The organism is Streptomyces lomondensis (assembly GCF_014651035.1).
Lineage (GTDB): Bacteria > Actinomycetota > Actinomycetes > Streptomycetales > Streptomycetaceae > Streptomyces > Streptomyces lomondensis.
On record NZ_BMWC01000002.1, the window covers coordinates 1 to 14,089 of the forward strand.

Below are 14,089 nucleotides of genomic sequence, written 5' to 3' on the forward strand. Positions count from 1 at the left end.
CGGCGGCGCCGGCCGCTGACCTCGATGGCCAAGCGCGAGAGTGGACCTCGGCCGCGCCCCGGCGAACGGTGACGCCGGCCGCTGACCGCTCGACGGCCAGGCGCGAGAGTGGACCTCGGCCAGGCGCGAGGGGGCGACGGCGTCGGGCCCGACCGCTCGATGACCAGGACGACGGGCAGGAGCCGACCGGGCCGGCTGATCCGCGGCGTCAGTCGCGTGGATGCGTGAGGCCGTACGCCAGACCCCGTGTGCCGTGGGCCAGGAGCAGGGCCCCGGCCGTGATCCAGCCGCCGCTGCGCCGCCGCAGCCCCCAGGCCGTGAGGGACACGCCCGCCGCCATCTGGGCGAGGGCCAGGGCGCGGGCCCTGGGGCCGCCGGTCCAGGGCATCCAGGGGCCGAGGCGGCTGTGGTCGACGGTGCCGCGGTCCGCGCGGACCGCGGCACGCCAGCCCGGCCACTCGACCGGGAGGCTGTCCGGCCGGAGCGCGGCGGCTTCCCGGAGCCGGTGGGCCGGTTCTCCGGGGGCCAGTCCGGGAGGCAGCGCGACGCCCACGCGCGCGAGGACCGCCAGCAGGCCGCGCAGGCGGGTGCGGGCGTCTCCCGAGGAGTCGGGTTTCGTCAGCTGGTCGAGGGCCTGGAGGTCCAGGACGGGGTCGAGGCCCACGCGCGCGGCGAAGGTGCGCATCGCCTCGTCCTCCCCCACCGGGACACCGCTGGTGAGCCAGACGAAGCCGACCGGGCGGCGGAAGCCGGACGCGAGCGTGAAGCCCGCGTGGTCGGCGTCCCACCAGAGGGCGAGGACGGACCAGGGCGCACCGACGGCGAGGGCCGTGGCCCAGCCGGTGACGACGCGGTCGACGGGCTCGGCGCCGTCCCGCCAGGGCCGCCCCTCGGGGACGAGAACACTCCAGTCGTCACCCGCCCGGGTGAGCTGCATGGGTTCGCGCAGCAGGTGCGCGACGGGGGCGACGGCCCCGGGCGCCGCCCGGCACAGCAGCAGTGCCCCGGGCGCGGGACCGGCGCGGGCAGCTTCCGTCATGGTCACACGCTAGGGCGATTCACCCCTCTTTGAGCACTTTTGCTCACCCCGCCATCCCCAGAACGAGTGTCTTGACTTTCCCCGACCACGATATATCGTGAATGGGACAAGACGCGATATGGCGCGTCGAATCGGGGAGGTCTGCACCATGTCCGAGTGGTCCGTCGCGGAACCGAGCAAGCTCACGTTCGACGAGCCCGTGAGCACCCTTCACGTACGCCTCGTCAACGGAACGGTGAACGTGGTGGGCACGGACGAAGGTTCCGCCCGCCTGGAGATCTCCGAGATCGAGGGACCGCCCCTGGTGGTGACCCATCAGGACGGCACCCTCACGGTCGCCTACGAGGACCTGCCCTGGAAGGGCTTCCTCAAGTGGCTGGACCGCAAGGGCTGGCGCCGCAGCGCGGTGGTCTCCCTGGCCGTCCCGGCCGCCACGCGGGTGGAGGTGGGAGTGGTAGGCGCGGCAGCCGTCATCTCCGGCATCCAGGGCCCCTCGGCGGTGAAGGGGGTCACGGGCGACACGACCCTCGTGGGCCTCTCCGGCCCCGTCCGCGCCGACACGGTGTCGGGCAGCCTGGAGGCCCAGGACGTGACCGGCGATCTCCGGTTCAACTCCGTCTCCGGCGACCTCACCGTGGTCCAGGGCTCCGGCCCCTCCGTGCGGGCCGACTCGGTCAGCGGCTCGATGATCGTCGACCTCGACCCGGACGGCCCGACGGACGTGCGGCTGACCAGCGTCTCGGGCGAGATCGCGATCCGGCTGCCGTATCCGGCGGACGCGGAGGTCGAGGCCAACACCGCGAGCGGCGCCGTCTCCAACGCCTTCGACGGCCTGCGGGTGCACGGCCAGTGGGGCGCCCACAAGATCACAGGCCGCCTCGGCGCGGGCACCGGCAAACTGCGGGCCACCACCGTCTCCGGCTCGATCGCCCTGCTGCGCCGGCCGGCCCATGAGGACGAGGACGACGCCCCCTGGGACGCGCGCCCCGGCAGCGACGGCTCCCCGGCAACCCCGGGAAGCGGCCCGCAGGACGACTCGGGAGACAATTCCGTCTCCGGCCCGGGCGCCGACGCCACCAGCGCCCCGGCCGACGGTACGACCGACAAGAAGGTGCTCTGACATGCCCCCCGTCTTCGCCCACGGCCGCCTCCGCCTCTACCTGCTGAAGCTGCTGGACGAGGCCCCCCGTCACGGCTACGAGGTGATCCGCCTCCTCGAGGAGCGCTTCCAGGGGCTGTACGCACCGTCGGCGGGCACGGTCTACCCGCGCCTGGCCAAGCTGGAGGCCGAGGGCCTGGTCACCCACACCACCGAGGGCGGCCGCAAGGTCTACTCGATCACGGACGCGGGCCGCGCCGAACTGGCCGACCGCAGCGGCGAGCTCGCCGACCTCGAGCTGGAGATCCGGGAATCGGTCGCGGAACTGGCCGCCGAGATCCAGGCCGACGTACGCGGAGCCGCGGGCGACCTGCGCCGCGAGATGCGCGCGGCGGCGACCGAGGCCCGCCGGGACAACGGCACCCGGCCCCCCGGCGCGGAGGACGCCCCCTACGGCGACTTCTCCCAGTACGGCGACAAGGAGGCCTGGCGCGTCGCCAAGGAGGAGATGCGGCGCGCCAGGCAGGAGTGGAAGGAACAGGCCCGGCGCGCCAAGGACGAGAGCCGCCGCGCCCGCGAGGACGCCCAGCGCGCCCGCCGCCAGGCGAAAGAGGCCCAGGAGCAGGCCCGCGCCCAGGCGCAGGAGCAGGTGCAGCGCATCGCCCGCCGGGTCCAGGAGCAGGTGCAGGACCACTTCGCCCGCGGCGACTGGCCCACGGGCCTGCGCGAAGGCCTGAGCGAACTGGCCAAGGAGATGGGCGAGTTCGGCAAGGACTACGGCAAGGAGTTCGGCTTCGACTGGACCGGCACGGCCAAGCCGGCGCCGGGGCCGGCCGGCTCACAGCCCGCGGAGGGCTTCCCAGCCTCCTACGAACCGGCCTGGGCCCACGAGGACGCCGCAGACTCCACCGGCGACCCCGCCCGCGACCTGGACCGCCTCCTCGACCGCTTCCGGGACGACATCCGCGACGCGGCCCGCGACCACGGCGTCACCCCCGACCAGCTCCGCGACGCCCGCCGCCACCTGTCGGCGGCGGCGGCCCACATAGGGGCGCTCCTGCGCACCCCGAAGAAGTAGGAGACCGCGTTCATCCGGCCTTGGCCTCGCCACCACGCCCGTAGAGCACCCGCACCAGGGACTCGTACGTCACCCCGTGGTCGGCGAGGACCTCGGCCGGCACGCCCGGGCGCATGGTCAGGGCCAGCAGGATGTGCTCGTCCCCGATGTGCCGGTCCCGCTGGGCGAGAGCCACCCGCAGCGACCTCTCCAGCACGTCCTTGGCCCCACTACCGAAGGAGGAACGCCCCGACCACCACCCCTTGCCCTTCCGGCCACCGGCCATCGCACCGACCCCGTGCACCTCCTCCACCCGGGCGACGATCTCCCCCACATCGATCCCGAGCCCGGCGAGCGCGTCACTCTCGGCCCGGGACAGCCCGGCCCGCCTCTGCGCCTCACGCAGAGCCTCCCGCACGAACTCCCTTCCCTCACCGAGCCCCGAAGCCGCGAGCGCGAAGGCTCCACGACTGCCGTCCCGGTCGAGCAGGGCAAGCAGCAGATGCTCCGGCTCCACACACTGCCCGCCCCCACCACCCCCCTCCACATACTCGAAGGCGCTCTTCACCACATCCCGGGCGTCTTTGGTGAACCGCTCGAACATCAATGCCTCCCGTACTTCTTGTGCACGGCCTGCCTGCTCACACCGAGTTCGGTGGCGATCTCCTGCCACGACCAGCCCTGGTTGCGCGCATTGCGCACCTGCACGGCTTCCAACTGCTCCAGCAGCCGACGCAGCGCGGCGACGGCCCGCAGGCCGACCCGCGGATCACGGTCACCGGCCCGCTCGGCCAGATCGGTTGCTTCGGTCATGACGTCAACCTACGTTGACACCCCGCGAATGTCAACCGCAGTTGACACGCCAAACGGCCGGCCCGAAACCGGACCGGCCGTTCGACTCACACCCGACGCACCTCAGGGATTGGTCAGCACGACCTTCCCGAACTGCTCACCAGAAGCGAGCCGCTCGAAGCCCTCACGCGCCCGGTCCATGGGCAGGACCTCATCGATGACGGGCCGCACACCCGTGGCGGCACAGAAGGCGAGGAGATCCTCCAGTTCGTCCTTGGTCCCCATCGTGGACCCGACGACCTTGAGCTCGAGGAAGAAGATCCGGGTCAGCTCGGCGTGCGAGGGCCGGTCGCCACTGGTAGCACCGGAAATCACCAGCGTGCCGCCGGGCTGCAGCGACTTCACGGAATGCGACCAGGTGGCGGCCCCGACGGTCTCGATCACGGCGTCGACCCGCTGCGGCAGCCGCGCCCCCGACTCCAGCGCCTCCACGGCCCCGAGTTCCACGGCCCGCTTCCGCTTGGCCTCGTCCCGGCTGGTGGCGAAGACCCGGAGCCCGGCGGCCTTCCCCAGCACGATGGCGGCCGTGGCGACACCCCCGCCGGCGCCCTGCACGAGCACGGAGTCGCCGGGACGCACCCCCGCGTTGGTGAACAGCATCCGGTACGCGGTGAGCCACGCCGTGGGCAGACAGGCGGCTTCCTCGAAGGACAGCTCCTTGGGCTTGGGCAGGATGTTCCAGGTCGGCACGGCGACCTGCTCGGCGAAGGTGCCCTGGTAGCGCTCGGTCAGGATGGAACGGGGCTCCTTCGGCCCGACCCCGTGCCCACTCTGTCCGATCACGGAGTGCAGGACGACCTCGTTGCCGTCCTCGTCGACGCCGGCGGCGTCACAGCCGAGGATCATCGGCAGCTTGTCCTCTGCGAGGCCTACACCGCGCAGGGACCAGAGGTCGTGGTGGTTGAGGGAGGCGGCCTTGACCGTGACGGTGCTCCAGCCGGGGCGGGCCTCGGGAGCCGGGCGCTCTCCCAACTCCAGGCCGGACAGCGGCTGGTCGCGGTCGATTCGGGCGGCGTAGACAGCGAACATGACCTTGACGATAGGTTCCCCGACGAACCGAAGGAACCATACGGCCCTGTGAGACACGCCCTCTTGCCAGGTCCGGGCAGTTCGGTCCGCTGCCGGGTGGGTCCCACAGCCCGGCGGAACGGGGTGCCACCCTTAGCGGCACGCTTGCCCGCAGCTAGGGTGAGCGACCACGCGCCCGCACCCGCCGGACGACGCAAGGGGCCGTGTCGGGGGGTGTCCGCCCGCAGCGGTTGGCGCGTCAACGGACAGTCAGTCGGCGTCCAACCCCATCGCGCCGTTCCGAGGACGGACACCCCCCGGCGCGGCCCCGACCCACACCCGACGCGAAGGCGAAGACGCGCACCCCCACCCCACCCGCGCAGGCCGCCGCAGGCACCCGGCACCCGCACACCACCCGAACAGCCGCACCCAACGGCAAAGAAATGACCCCGCCCACACCCGGACGGGGCCACCTCACAACACAACCAACCGGCAACGTCAGCGCCGAGCCACACCCTCAGCCCGGGCCGCCGCCGCCACAGCCGCCGTCACCGCCGGCGCGACCCGCTCGTCGAACGGCGAGGGAATGACGTAGTCGGCCGCGAGGTCGTCCCCGACCACCGCCGCCAGCGCCTCCGCCGCAGCCAGCTTCATCCCCTCGGTGATCCGAGTCGCCCGCACCTGAAGCGCCCCCGCGAAGATCCCCGGAAACGCCAGCACGTTGTTGATCTGGTTCGGGAAGTCCGACCGCCCGGTGGCGACAACCGCAGCGTACTTGTGCGCGACCTCGGGATGCACCTCAGGGTTCGGATTCGCCATGGCGAACACAAACGCACCCTCGGCCATCGACGCGACCGCGGACTCCGGCACCGTCCCGCCCGAGACCCCGATGAACACATCGGCCCCGGCCAGCGCAGCCTCCAGCGACCCGCTGATCCCCGCCTTGTTCGTGAACCCGGACAGCTCCCGCTTCACCGGCGTCAGATCGTCCCGGTCCGCCGACACCACGCCCTTGCGGTCGGCCACCGCGACATCCCCGATCCCGGCTTCGACCAGCATCTTCGCGATGGCGACCCCGGCCGCACCCGCGCCTGAGATCACGGCCCGCAGATCCCCCAGCGCCCGCCCGCTCAGCCGCGCAGCGTTCCGCAGGGCGGCCAGCGTCACGACCGCCGTACCGTGCTGGTCGTCGTGGAAGACCGGAATGTCCAGCCGCTCCTGGAGCTTCCGCTCGATCTCGAAGCACCGCGGCGCCGAGATGTCCTCCAGGTTGACTCCGCCGAACGAGGGCGCGAGCCGCACCACCGTCTCGACGATCTCGTCGACGTCCGTGCAGTTCAGCGCGATCGGAACGGCGTCCACGCCGCCGAACTGCTTGAACAGGATCGCCTTGCCCTCCATCACGGGGAGGGAGGCCTCGGGCCCGATGTCACCGAGCCCCAGCACGGCCGTACCGTCCGTCACGACGGCGACGACCGACGACTTCCACGTGTAGTCGTGCACCAGCTCCGGCTGCTCCGCGATCGCGCTGCACACCTTCGCGACGCCGGGCGTGTACGCCAGGGACAGGTCGTCCTTGTCACGGACGGGCACCGTGGCCTGCACGGCCATCTTGCCGCCGCGGTGCAGCGCGAACGCCGGGTCGAAGGAGTCGAGGGGCTCCGCACCGCCCTCGTGGCCCGTATCGCCGGTCTTGCTCTCGCTGCGAGGATTGACAATCTCCGCTGCCACTTCGTTTTACCCCTTAAATCTTCATCGGTTTGAGGGTGGCCACTCCTGGTGAGGCGTGGGCGGGACCGCGTACGGCCATGGTCGTGCTGTGTACGTGATACGTACGGGCGCGTACGCGACGGGCGCGCCGCACACGCGCCCTGAGCCCCGGATGAGGGGTGTAAAGACCCTTCTTACCGGACGGACGGCACCGACGACGAGTCCATAACGCGAAGGTCACACACCGGCGCCCTGACTCATCGTCCAAAATCGGGACAAGGTCTGGACAAACGATCGAAAACCACTCAAGCGTCGGCGAAGCCCTCGGCTCCCGTAGCGAAATCCCGGGATATGCCGAAGATCTTCCGGCCGGAGGGAGAGATTCCCACAGAAGGTCCGGCCGTGATGTACCGGAGTGGTGCGGTTCGGGGGTCGCCCGTTATCCGATTTTGACATGGCTGGCCCCCAGAATGGCGCCGTCCGAATGGCAAGATGCCGTAATCACACGAGGTCGCGACACTCGAAGACGTGTGTTCTCGTCGACCCACGGCACTGCCGACCCCTCGGCAGTCCACGGCTCTGCCGGCACCGCCGGCAGTCCACGGCACTGCCGAACGCATCGGCAGCGCCCGCCCCATCGGCAACTCCACCCATCCGCCGGAGGAACCCACCATGACCGCAAGCTCCACCCGTCGTACGACCGCCGCGCGTTCCCGGCTAGCAGCGGTCGGTGCGATCGCGGTCGCAGGCGCACTGATGCTCACCGGATGCGGTGACCAGACCAAGGACAACGGGTCGGACAGCGAGACCGCGACGGCGGCGGCCCCGCTCGCCGACAAGCTGCCGAAGTCGATCCGCGACAAGGGCGTCATCAAGGTCGGTTCCGACATCGCCTACGCCCCGGTCGAGTTCAAGGACAGCTCGGGCAAGACGGTCGGTATCGACCCGGACCTCGCCGCCGCCATGGGCAAGCAGCTCGGGGTCGACTTCCAGTTCGAGAACGGCACCTTCGACACGCTGATCACCGGTCTGCGCTCCAAGCGGTACGACATCGCCATGTCCGCGATGACCGACACCAAGGACCGCCAGGAGGGCATCGACTCCGACACCGGCAAGCAGGTCGGCGAGGGCGTCGACTTCGTCGACTACTTCACCGCCGGTGTCTCGATCTACACCAAGAAGGGTGACGACCAGGGCATCAAGACCTGGTCCGACCTGTGCGGCAAGAAGATCGTGCTGCAGCGCGGCACGGTCTCCGAGGACCTCGCCAAGGCGGAGTCGAAGAAGTGCCCGGCCGGCAAGAAGATCGCCATCGAGCCCTTCGACAACGACCAGCAGGCCCAGACCCGCCTGCGCGCGGGCGGCGCCGACGCCGGCTCGTCCGACTTCCCGGTCGCCGCCTACGCCGTGAAGACCTCCGGCGGCGGCAAGGACTTCCAGCTGGTCGGCGAGCAGGTCGAGGCCGCGCCGTACGGCATCGCGGTCGCCAAGAACCAGACGCAGCTGCGGGACGCCCTCAAGGCCGCGCTGGACGCGATCATCGACAACGGCGAGTACGACAAGATCATGAAGAAGTGGGGCGTCACGGACGGCGCCGTCAAGGAAGCCACCATCAACGGCGGCAAGTGACCGCGACACAGCGGCACTGAAAGGCAACACCCGTGACTGTTGACATCGACAAGACGACGGGCGACACGCCCCCGGCCGGGCCGGAGGCCATCAAGGCCATCCCGGTCCGGCACTACGGGCGGTACATCTCCGCCGTCGTCGCCATCGCCCTGCTGGCCGGGGTCGTCTACGCGTTCTCCCAGGGCAAGATCAACTGGGACGCGATCCCGGACTACTTCTTCGACGACCGGATCCTGGACGGCGTGGGCAAGACGCTCCTGCTGACCGTGCTGTCCATGGTGATCGGCATCGTCGGCGGCGTCCTGCTCGCCGTGATGCGCCTGTCGAAGAACCCGGTGACCTCGTCGATCGCGTGGTTCTATATCTGGTTCTTCCGCGGCACCCCGGTCCTGGTGCAGCTGATCGTCTGGTTCAACCTGGGCCTGGTCTTCGAGTACATCAACCTCGGGCCGTTCTACAAGGACGAGTGGTCGGACTTCATGACCCCGTTCCTGACGGCGCTGCTGGGCCTCGGCCTCAACGAGGCCGCGTACATGGCGGAGATCTGCCGGGCCGGTCTGCTCTCGGTCGACGAGGGCCAGACCGAGGCGTCGCACGCGCTGGGCATGAGCCACACCAAGACGCTGCGCCGGATCGTCATCCCGCAGGCGATGCGCGTGATCGTGCCGCCGACGGGCAACGAGGTCATCAACATGCTGAAGACGACCTCGCTGGTCTCGGTCGTCCAGTACCCCGAGCTGCTGCGCGCCGCCCAGGACATCGGCCAGACCTCCGGCGCCCCCGCCGAGATGCTGTTCCTGGCGGCGGCCTGGTACCTGCTGCTGACCTCGGTCTTCAGCATCGGCCAGTACTACCTTGAGCGGTACTACGCGCGTGGCTCGAGCCGGTCGCTCCCGGCCACGCCGTTCCAGAAGATCAAGGCGAACCTGCTGTCCCTGTCCAACCGCTCGGCGTCGACGGGAGGCACCGCATGACCGCCATGGTGAAGGCCGAGGGCGTCCACAAGTCCTTCGGCCCCGTCGAGGTCCTCAAGGGCATCGACCTGGAGGTGAAGTCCGGCGAGGTGTTCTGCCTCATCGGCCCCTCCGGCTCCGGCAAGTCGACCTTCCTCCGGTGCATCAACCACCTGGAGAAGATCAACGCCGGCCGCCTGTACGTCGACGGCGAGCTGGTCGGCTACCGGCAGAAGGGCGACAAGCTCTACGAGCTGAAGGACAGCGAGGTCGCCCGCAAGCGCCGGGACATCGGCATGGTCTTCCAGCGCTTCAACCTGTTCCCGCACATGACGGCCGTCGAGAACGTCATGGAGGCACCGGTCCAGGTCAAGGGCGTGAGCAAGGGCCAGGCCCGGCAGCGCGCCCTGGAACTGCTGGACCGGGTGGGCCTGGCCGACAAGGCGGGCAGCTACCCCTCGCAGCTCTCCGGCGGCCAGCAGCAGCGCGTCGCCATCGCCCGGGCGCTCGCCATGGACCCGAAGCTGATGCTGTTCGACGAGCCGACGTCGGCGCTCGACCCGGAGCTGGTCGGTGACGTCCTGGACGTGATGCGCGACCTCGCCGAGTCCGGCATGACGATGATCGTCGTCACCCACGAGATGGGCTTCGCCCGCGAGGTGGGCGACAGCCTGGTCTTCATGGACGGCGGTGTGGTGGTCGAATCCGGTCACCCGCGCGAGGTGCTGACCAACCCGCAGCACGAGCGGACGAAGTCGTTCCTGTCCAAGGTCCTCTGACGGTACGCACGGCGAAGGGGGCGGTACGGAAATCTCCGTACCGCCCCCTTCGCGCGGTCTACTTCAGGGCCAGCAGCAGGGTGTCCGAGGGCGAGCACCACACCGGCCTGGCCTCGCCGAATCCCTTCTCGCGCAGCACGCGCGCGTGCCATTCCACCGACGGCATGTCACCGTCCGCGTGGTCGCCGTAGATCTCGTAGCGCCGGGCCGTGGGCTCGGCGAGGACCGGGTCCTTGGCGGCGAGCTGCCACCACTCGGTCCAGCCGAGGACACCGGATTCCCTGGCCTGTTCCATGCGGACGTGGCGCTGGGCGCGCTCGGCGGCGTTGATCCGGGGCGTCGTCTCGTCGATCATGTGGTCCGCGTTCATGAAGACACCGCCGTCGCGGACGACTCCCGCGACCTGGCCGTAGAGGTCCGCGAGGGGTTCCCGGTGCAGCCAGTGCAGGGCCGTCGCGGTCAGGACGGCGTCGTACGAGTCGTACGGCAGCTTCGCGGGCCAGTCGGGGTCCTTGAGGTCGGCGGTGACGAGGGTGACCCGGTCGTCGCTCGCGAAGGTGCCCTCGGCGATGGCGAGGAGCGCCGGGTCGAGGTCGACGCCGGTGCTGGTGGCGTCCGGGAACCGGGCGAGCAGCCGGGCGGTGATGCTGCCCGTGCCGCAGGCGAGGTCGAGCACGCGCGGGGCGGTGCCCACGAGGGCCTCGACCATGTCGAGCATGATCCGGAACCGCTCCTCGCGGTCGGGCAGGTACCACTCCTGCTGCCGGTCCCAGCTCTTCTGCCAGGCCTGCCAGTCGGCGGTGGCGGTCGTGGTGTCCGCGTCCGTCATCGAGCCCCTCCCTCGTAATACCCTGGAAGCACCATCAGCTGTTACAAGTGCGCGCTCACGACAATAAAGCCCCTCCGTAAGGACTACAAGTGGAACTGGCCTATTACTCGGACTACGCCGTGCGCCTCGTCAACACCGAGGAGCCGGCCCGGGGCAAGGACACCCTGACGTCGGTCGAGGCCGTCCGTGACCTGTTCGGCGGCCAGCAGTCGGCGGCCCGCCGCGCCACGGACGCGGACGTGACCCGCTTCCGCTCGGTCCGGGCCCGGCTGCGCGCGGTCTTCGAGGCGGCCGACAGCGGTGACGAGCAGCTCGCCGTGGACCTGCTGAACTCGCTGCTGCTGGAGTTCCCGGTGAGCCCGCAGATCTCCGGGCACGACTTCCGCGACGACGACGGCCGGCCCCTGTGGCACATGCACCTGGCGGACCACCCGTCCAACGCGACCGCGGGCTACGCGGCGATCGCGGCGATGGGCCTGGCCTTCCACCTGACCGAGTACGGCGTGGACCGGCTCGGCCTGTGCGAGGCCGCGCCCTGCCGCAACGCCTACCTGGACACCTCCACCAACCGCTCCCGGCGCTACTGCTCCGACCGCTGCGCGACCCGCGCCAACGTGGCGGCCTACCGGGCCCGCAAGCGCCTGGAGGCGGCCCGGCCCGACCTGCCCGAGAAGACCGGCCTGGCGGCCGACAGCGCCCAGCCGAGCAGCGCCCAGGGCGAACGCCGGCCGGGCCGGAGCGGCCGGTAGCGGAAGCGGACCCGCCCCAGCACCAGGTCGTCGGGCACGACGCCGTAGTCGGTGCTGTCGCCGCCGGCGTACGTGTTGTCCCCGAGCACCCACCAGCCGTTCTCGCGCCGCTGGGCGACCCGCTTGACGACCAGCAGGTCCTGCTGGAAGGGATGCCGCAGCACGACGACGTCACCCGGCTTGATCCGGGCCCCGTAGTGCACCAGGAGCCGGTCCCCGTGGTACAGCGTGGGCACCATGGACGGCCCGGTCACCTCGGCCACCCCGAACGGCGCGGCCGGCCTTTCCCGCTCGGACTCCTGCGACAGCTCCGGCATCACCCGGCACCTCCCCGGTTCTTCCTCCACCAGTCTCAGTCTCACCCCGGACTTTTGTCCTAAGCCCAAGGGGGCACTCGCGAAAACCCTTGCCCCAGGGAGTAATGTCCCCTGTGAGAAGACGATCACGAGGAAGGAATGCTCCATGCTTTCCCGCCTGTTTGCCCCCAAGGTCAAGGTCAGCGCACACTGCGACCTTCCCTGCGGTGTGTACGACCCGGCCCAGGCCCGCATCGAGGCGGAGTCGGTGAAGGCCATCCAGGAGAAGATGGCCGGCAACGACGACCCGCACTTCCAGACGCGTGCCACCACCATCAAGGAGCAGCGCGCGGAGCTCGCGAAGCACCACGTGTCCGTGCTGTGGAGCGACTACTTCAAGCCGCCGCACTTCGAGAAGTACCCGGAGCTGCACCAGCTGGTCAACGACACCCTGAAGGCCCTGTCGGCCGCCAAGGGCTCCACCGACCCGGCGACCGGCCAGAAGGCGCTGGACTACATCGCCCAGATCGACAAGATCTTCTGGGAGACCAAGAAGGCTTGATCGCCCCGTACGGCGAAGGGGCCCGGCCGCCGATCCGGCCGGGCCCCTTCGGCGTACGTGCTCAGTGGAACTGAGGCACGATCAGATAGATCCCGTACGCCACCACGGCCGCGCAGGCGAGGAAGCACAGGGCGGCCTGACCGAGGCCGAGGGCGCTGGTGCCGCCCCGGTCCTCACGGGCGCCTTCCAGCCGGGCGAGGCCGAGGACGCCGAGGGCGAAGACGACGACCACGGCGACGGTGGCGCCGATGCTCACCGCGGTGACCTGGCCGAGTGCGGTCCAGTCCAGATGCATGTCGACTCCCGGTAGTTCAGGCGGCCGTGCCGACCTTGGCCGGCGGCTCGCTGCGGAGGGTGACCTCGTGCGCGTCGTTGACGTTGTGCGCGTGCACCGGGTTGCGGCGCGAGACGGCCACGATGCCCGCGGCGAGGGCCGCGCCGACGAGCGCGACGACCGCCGTACCGAGGTCGCCGCCGTTCTGGACGACGGCCGCGGCCAGGCCGCCGACCAGCGCGGCGGCGGGCAGGGTGATCATCCAGGCGACCGCCATGCGGCCCGCGACGCCCCAGCGGACCTCCGCGAGCCTGCGGCCCAGCCCCGCGCCGAGGATGCTGCCCGAGGCGACCTGGGTGGTGGACAGGGCGAAGCCGAGGTGGGCGGAGGTGAGGATGACGGTGGTGGAGGCGGTCTCGGCGGCGAAGCCCTGCGGCGACTGGATCTCGGTGAGGCCCTTGCCCATGGTGCGGATGATCCGCCAGCCGCCGAGGTACGTACCGAGGCCGATGGCGAGACCGGCGGACGCGATGACCCACAGGGGCGGGCCGGCGTCGTGGCCGAGCGCGCCGGCCGAGATCAGGGTGAGGGTGATGACGCCCATGGTCTTCTGCGCGTCGTTCGTGCCGTGGGCGAGGGAGACCAGCGAGGCGGAGGCGATCTGGCCGACGCGGAAGCCCTTGGTGACGGAGTCCTTGCGGGCACGGTCGGTGAGCCGGTAGGCGAGGTAGGTGGCGAGCAGCGCGGCGATCCCCGCCACGAGCGGCGAGGCCACCGCGGGCACCAGCACCTTCTCGACGACCTTGCCGAAGTCGACGCCCTGGCTGCCCGCCCCGACCCACACGGCCCCGATCAGCCCGCCGAACAGGGCGTGCGAGGAGCTGGAGGGCAGTCCGACGAGCCAGGTCAGCAGGTTCCACAGGATCGCCCCGACCAGCCCCGCGAAGATCATTCCCGGGGTGACGAGGGTGTCGTCCACGATGCCGCCCGAGATGGTCTTGGCCACCTCGGTGGACAGAAAGGCACCGACGACGTTGAGGACACCGCTGATCAGGACCGCCGTTCGGGGAGCGAGCGCGCCGGTGGCGATGGACGTGGCCATCGCGTTCGCCGTGTCGTGGAATCCGTTGGTGAAGTCGAACGCGAGTGCCGTGACGATGACGACCGCCACGAGGAACGTGATGTGGTCCATTCCTGAATGCAAACAAGCGCAGGCCAATGGGCGGGGAACGGCGAGGCAAAGGCTGGTCAAG

At 70.5% G+C, this 14,089-nt stretch carries 15 protein-coding genes and 1 pseudogene; 7 read left to right on the forward strand and 9 right to left on the reverse strand.

Annotation, left to right across the window (positions count from 1 at the left end; translation table 11 throughout):
• Positions 1-208: 208 nt before the first annotated feature.
• On the reverse strand, positions 209-1,039 hold the full coding sequence (locus IE255_RS07365) for a hypothetical protein (protein ID WP_190049374.1): 831 nt from the start codon (positions 1,037-1,039) through the stop codon (positions 209-211).
• Positions 1,040-1,187: 148 nt separating this feature from the next.
• Here IE255_RS07365 and IE255_RS07370 point away from each other — a divergent pair, with 148 nt between their 5' ends.
• Both IE255_RS07370 and IE255_RS07375 read left to right on the forward strand, forming a co-directional pair.
• Positions 1,188-2,159: a DUF4097 family beta strand repeat-containing protein gene (locus tag IE255_RS07370; protein WP_190049375.1), complete on the forward strand. Its 972-nt coding sequence runs from the start codon at positions 1,188-1,190 to the stop codon at positions 2,157-2,159.
• 1 nt (position 2,160) lies between these two features.
• Positions 2,161-3,216 (forward strand): PadR family transcriptional regulator, encoded by a 1,056-nt coding sequence (locus IE255_RS07375; protein ID WP_190049376.1) that lies wholly within the window; start codon positions 2,161-2,163, stop codon positions 3,214-3,216.
• A 10-nt stretch (positions 3,217-3,226) separates the two neighbouring features.
• Here the strand turns inward: IE255_RS07375 and IE255_RS07380 are convergent, their stop codons facing one another.
• From IE255_RS07380 to IE255_RS07395, 4 genes are all read right to left on the reverse strand, one after another.
• On the reverse strand, positions 3,227-3,799 hold the full coding sequence (locus tag IE255_RS07380) for a Clp protease N-terminal domain-containing protein (protein ID WP_190049377.1): 573 nt from the start codon (positions 3,797-3,799) through the stop codon (positions 3,227-3,229).
• The gene (locus tag IE255_RS07385) at positions 3,799-4,008 is read right to left on the reverse strand and encodes an HTH domain-containing protein (RefSeq protein WP_003992902.1); all 210 of its coding nucleotides are present in this window, start codon (positions 4,006-4,008) and stop codon (positions 3,799-3,801) included. Before IE255_RS07385 ends, IE255_RS07380 begins: the two co-directional genes overlap by 1 nt.
• 102 nt (positions 4,009-4,110) lie before the next feature.
• Positions 4,111-5,076 carry a zinc-binding dehydrogenase gene (locus IE255_RS07390; RefSeq protein WP_190049378.1) on the reverse strand — a complete coding sequence of 322 codons (966 nt, stop codon included), beginning with the start codon at positions 5,074-5,076 and terminating at the stop codon, positions 4,111-4,113.
• A gap of 477 nt (positions 5,077-5,553) precedes the next feature.
• Positions 5,554-6,786: an NAD(P)-dependent malic enzyme gene (locus tag IE255_RS07395; RefSeq protein ID WP_190049379.1), complete on the reverse strand. Its 1,233-nt coding sequence runs from the start codon at positions 6,784-6,786 to the stop codon at positions 5,554-5,556.
• Positions 6,787-7,437: 651 nt separating this feature from the next.
• On the opposite strand from IE255_RS07395, the gene IE255_RS07400 reads away from it, so the two are divergent.
• Genes IE255_RS07400 through IE255_RS07410 form a run of 3 tightly spaced genes read left to right on the forward strand, consistent with a single transcriptional unit; the run spans position 7,438 to position 10,126 of the window.
• The gene (locus tag IE255_RS07400; protein WP_190049380.1) at positions 7,438-8,394 is read left to right on the forward strand and encodes an ABC transporter substrate-binding protein; all 957 of its coding nucleotides are present in this window, start codon (positions 7,438-7,440) and stop codon (positions 8,392-8,394) included.
• Between the two features lie 32 nt (positions 8,395-8,426).
• Positions 8,427-9,368: an amino acid ABC transporter permease gene (locus IE255_RS07405; protein WP_190049381.1), complete on the forward strand. Its 942-nt coding sequence runs from the start codon at positions 8,427-8,429 to the stop codon at positions 9,366-9,368.
• Positions 9,365-10,126 carry an amino acid ABC transporter ATP-binding protein gene (locus IE255_RS07410; RefSeq protein ID WP_308280865.1) on the forward strand — a complete coding sequence of 254 codons (762 nt, stop codon included), beginning with the start codon at positions 9,365-9,367 and terminating at the stop codon, positions 10,124-10,126. The genes IE255_RS07405 and IE255_RS07410 overlap by 4 nt, the downstream gene beginning before the upstream one ends.
• Positions 10,127-10,184: 58 nt before the next feature.
• Here the strand turns inward: IE255_RS07410 and IE255_RS07415 are convergent, their stop codons facing one another.
• Positions 10,185-10,955: a class I SAM-dependent methyltransferase gene (locus tag IE255_RS07415; RefSeq protein ID WP_190049382.1), complete on the reverse strand. Its 771-nt coding sequence runs from the start codon at positions 10,953-10,955 to the stop codon at positions 10,185-10,187.
• Positions 10,956-11,044: 89 nt separating this feature from the next.
• Between IE255_RS07415 and IE255_RS07420 the strand changes: the two genes are divergently transcribed.
• A complete protein-coding gene (locus IE255_RS07420; protein WP_229906317.1) occupies positions 11,045-11,704 on the forward strand; it encodes a CGNR zinc finger domain-containing protein in 660 nt (219 codons plus the stop codon).
• Positions 11,705-11,769: 65 nt separating this feature from the next.
• Here the strand turns inward: IE255_RS07420 and sodX are convergent.
• A pseudogene (gene sodX, locus IE255_RS40100) lies at positions 11,770-12,279 on the reverse strand (nickel-type superoxide dismutase maturation protease); the annotation flags it as partial.
• On the opposite strand from sodX, the gene sodN reads away from it, so the two are divergent.
• Positions 12,167-12,562, forward strand: a complete 396-nt coding sequence (gene sodN, locus IE255_RS07430; RefSeq protein WP_190049384.1) for a superoxide dismutase, Ni — start codon at positions 12,167-12,169, stop codon at positions 12,560-12,562. The pseudogene sodX and the gene sodN sit on opposite strands and share 113 nt — an antisense overlap.
• A gap of 61 nt (positions 12,563-12,623) precedes the next feature.
• On the opposite strand, the gene IE255_RS07435 is transcribed toward sodN, so the two are convergent.
• Positions 12,624-12,857 carry a hypothetical protein gene (locus IE255_RS07435; protein WP_190049385.1) on the reverse strand — a complete coding sequence of 78 codons (234 nt, stop codon included), beginning with the start codon at positions 12,855-12,857 and terminating at the stop codon, positions 12,624-12,626.
• Between the two features lie 16 nt (positions 12,858-12,873).
• Positions 12,874-14,028, reverse strand: a complete 1,155-nt coding sequence (locus IE255_RS07440; RefSeq protein WP_190049386.1) for an inorganic phosphate transporter — start codon at positions 14,026-14,028, stop codon at positions 12,874-12,876.
• Positions 14,029-14,089: the final 61 nt, after the last annotated feature.

Bases quoted from the DNA above. Each gene is read 5' to 3' on its own strand.
- IE255_RS07365 (WP_190049374.1), bottom strand. From the start codon at position 1,039: ATGACGGAAGCTGCCCGCGCCGGTCCCGCGCCCGGGGCACTGCTGCTG.
- IE255_RS07370 (WP_190049375.1), top strand. From the start codon at position 1,188: ATGTCCGAGTGGTCCGTCGCGGAACCGAGCAAGCTCACGTTCGACGAG.
- IE255_RS07375 (WP_190049376.1), top strand. From the start codon at position 2,161: ATGCCCCCCGTCTTCGCCCACGGCCGCCTCCGCCTCTACCTGCTGAAG.
- IE255_RS07380 (WP_190049377.1), bottom strand. From the start codon at position 3,799: ATGTTCGAGCGGTTCACCAAAGACGCCCGGGATGTGGTGAAGAGCGCC.
- IE255_RS07385 (WP_003992902.1), bottom strand. From the start codon at position 4,008: ATGACCGAAGCAACCGATCTGGCCGAGCGGGCCGGTGACCGTGATCCG.
- IE255_RS07390 (WP_190049378.1), bottom strand. From the start codon at position 5,076: ATGTTCGCTGTCTACGCCGCCCGAATCGACCGCGACCAGCCGCTGTCC.
- IE255_RS07400 (WP_190049380.1), top strand. From the start codon at position 7,438: ATGACCGCAAGCTCCACCCGTCGTACGACCGCCGCGCGTTCCCGGCTA.
- IE255_RS07410 (WP_308280865.1), top strand. From the start codon at position 9,365: ATGACCGCCATGGTGAAGGCCGAGGGCGTCCACAAGTCCTTCGGCCCC.
- IE255_RS07415 (WP_190049382.1), bottom strand. From the start codon at position 10,955: ATGACGGACGCGGACACCACGACCGCCACCGCCGACTGGCAGGCCTGG.
- sodN (WP_190049384.1), top strand. From the start codon at position 12,167: ATGCTTTCCCGCCTGTTTGCCCCCAAGGTCAAGGTCAGCGCACACTGC.
- IE255_RS07435 (WP_190049385.1), bottom strand. From the start codon at position 12,857: ATGCATCTGGACTGGACCGCACTCGGCCAGGTCACCGCGGTGAGCATC.
- IE255_RS07440 (WP_190049386.1), bottom strand. From the start codon at position 14,028: ATGGACCACATCACGTTCCTCGTGGCGGTCGTCATCGTCACGGCACTC.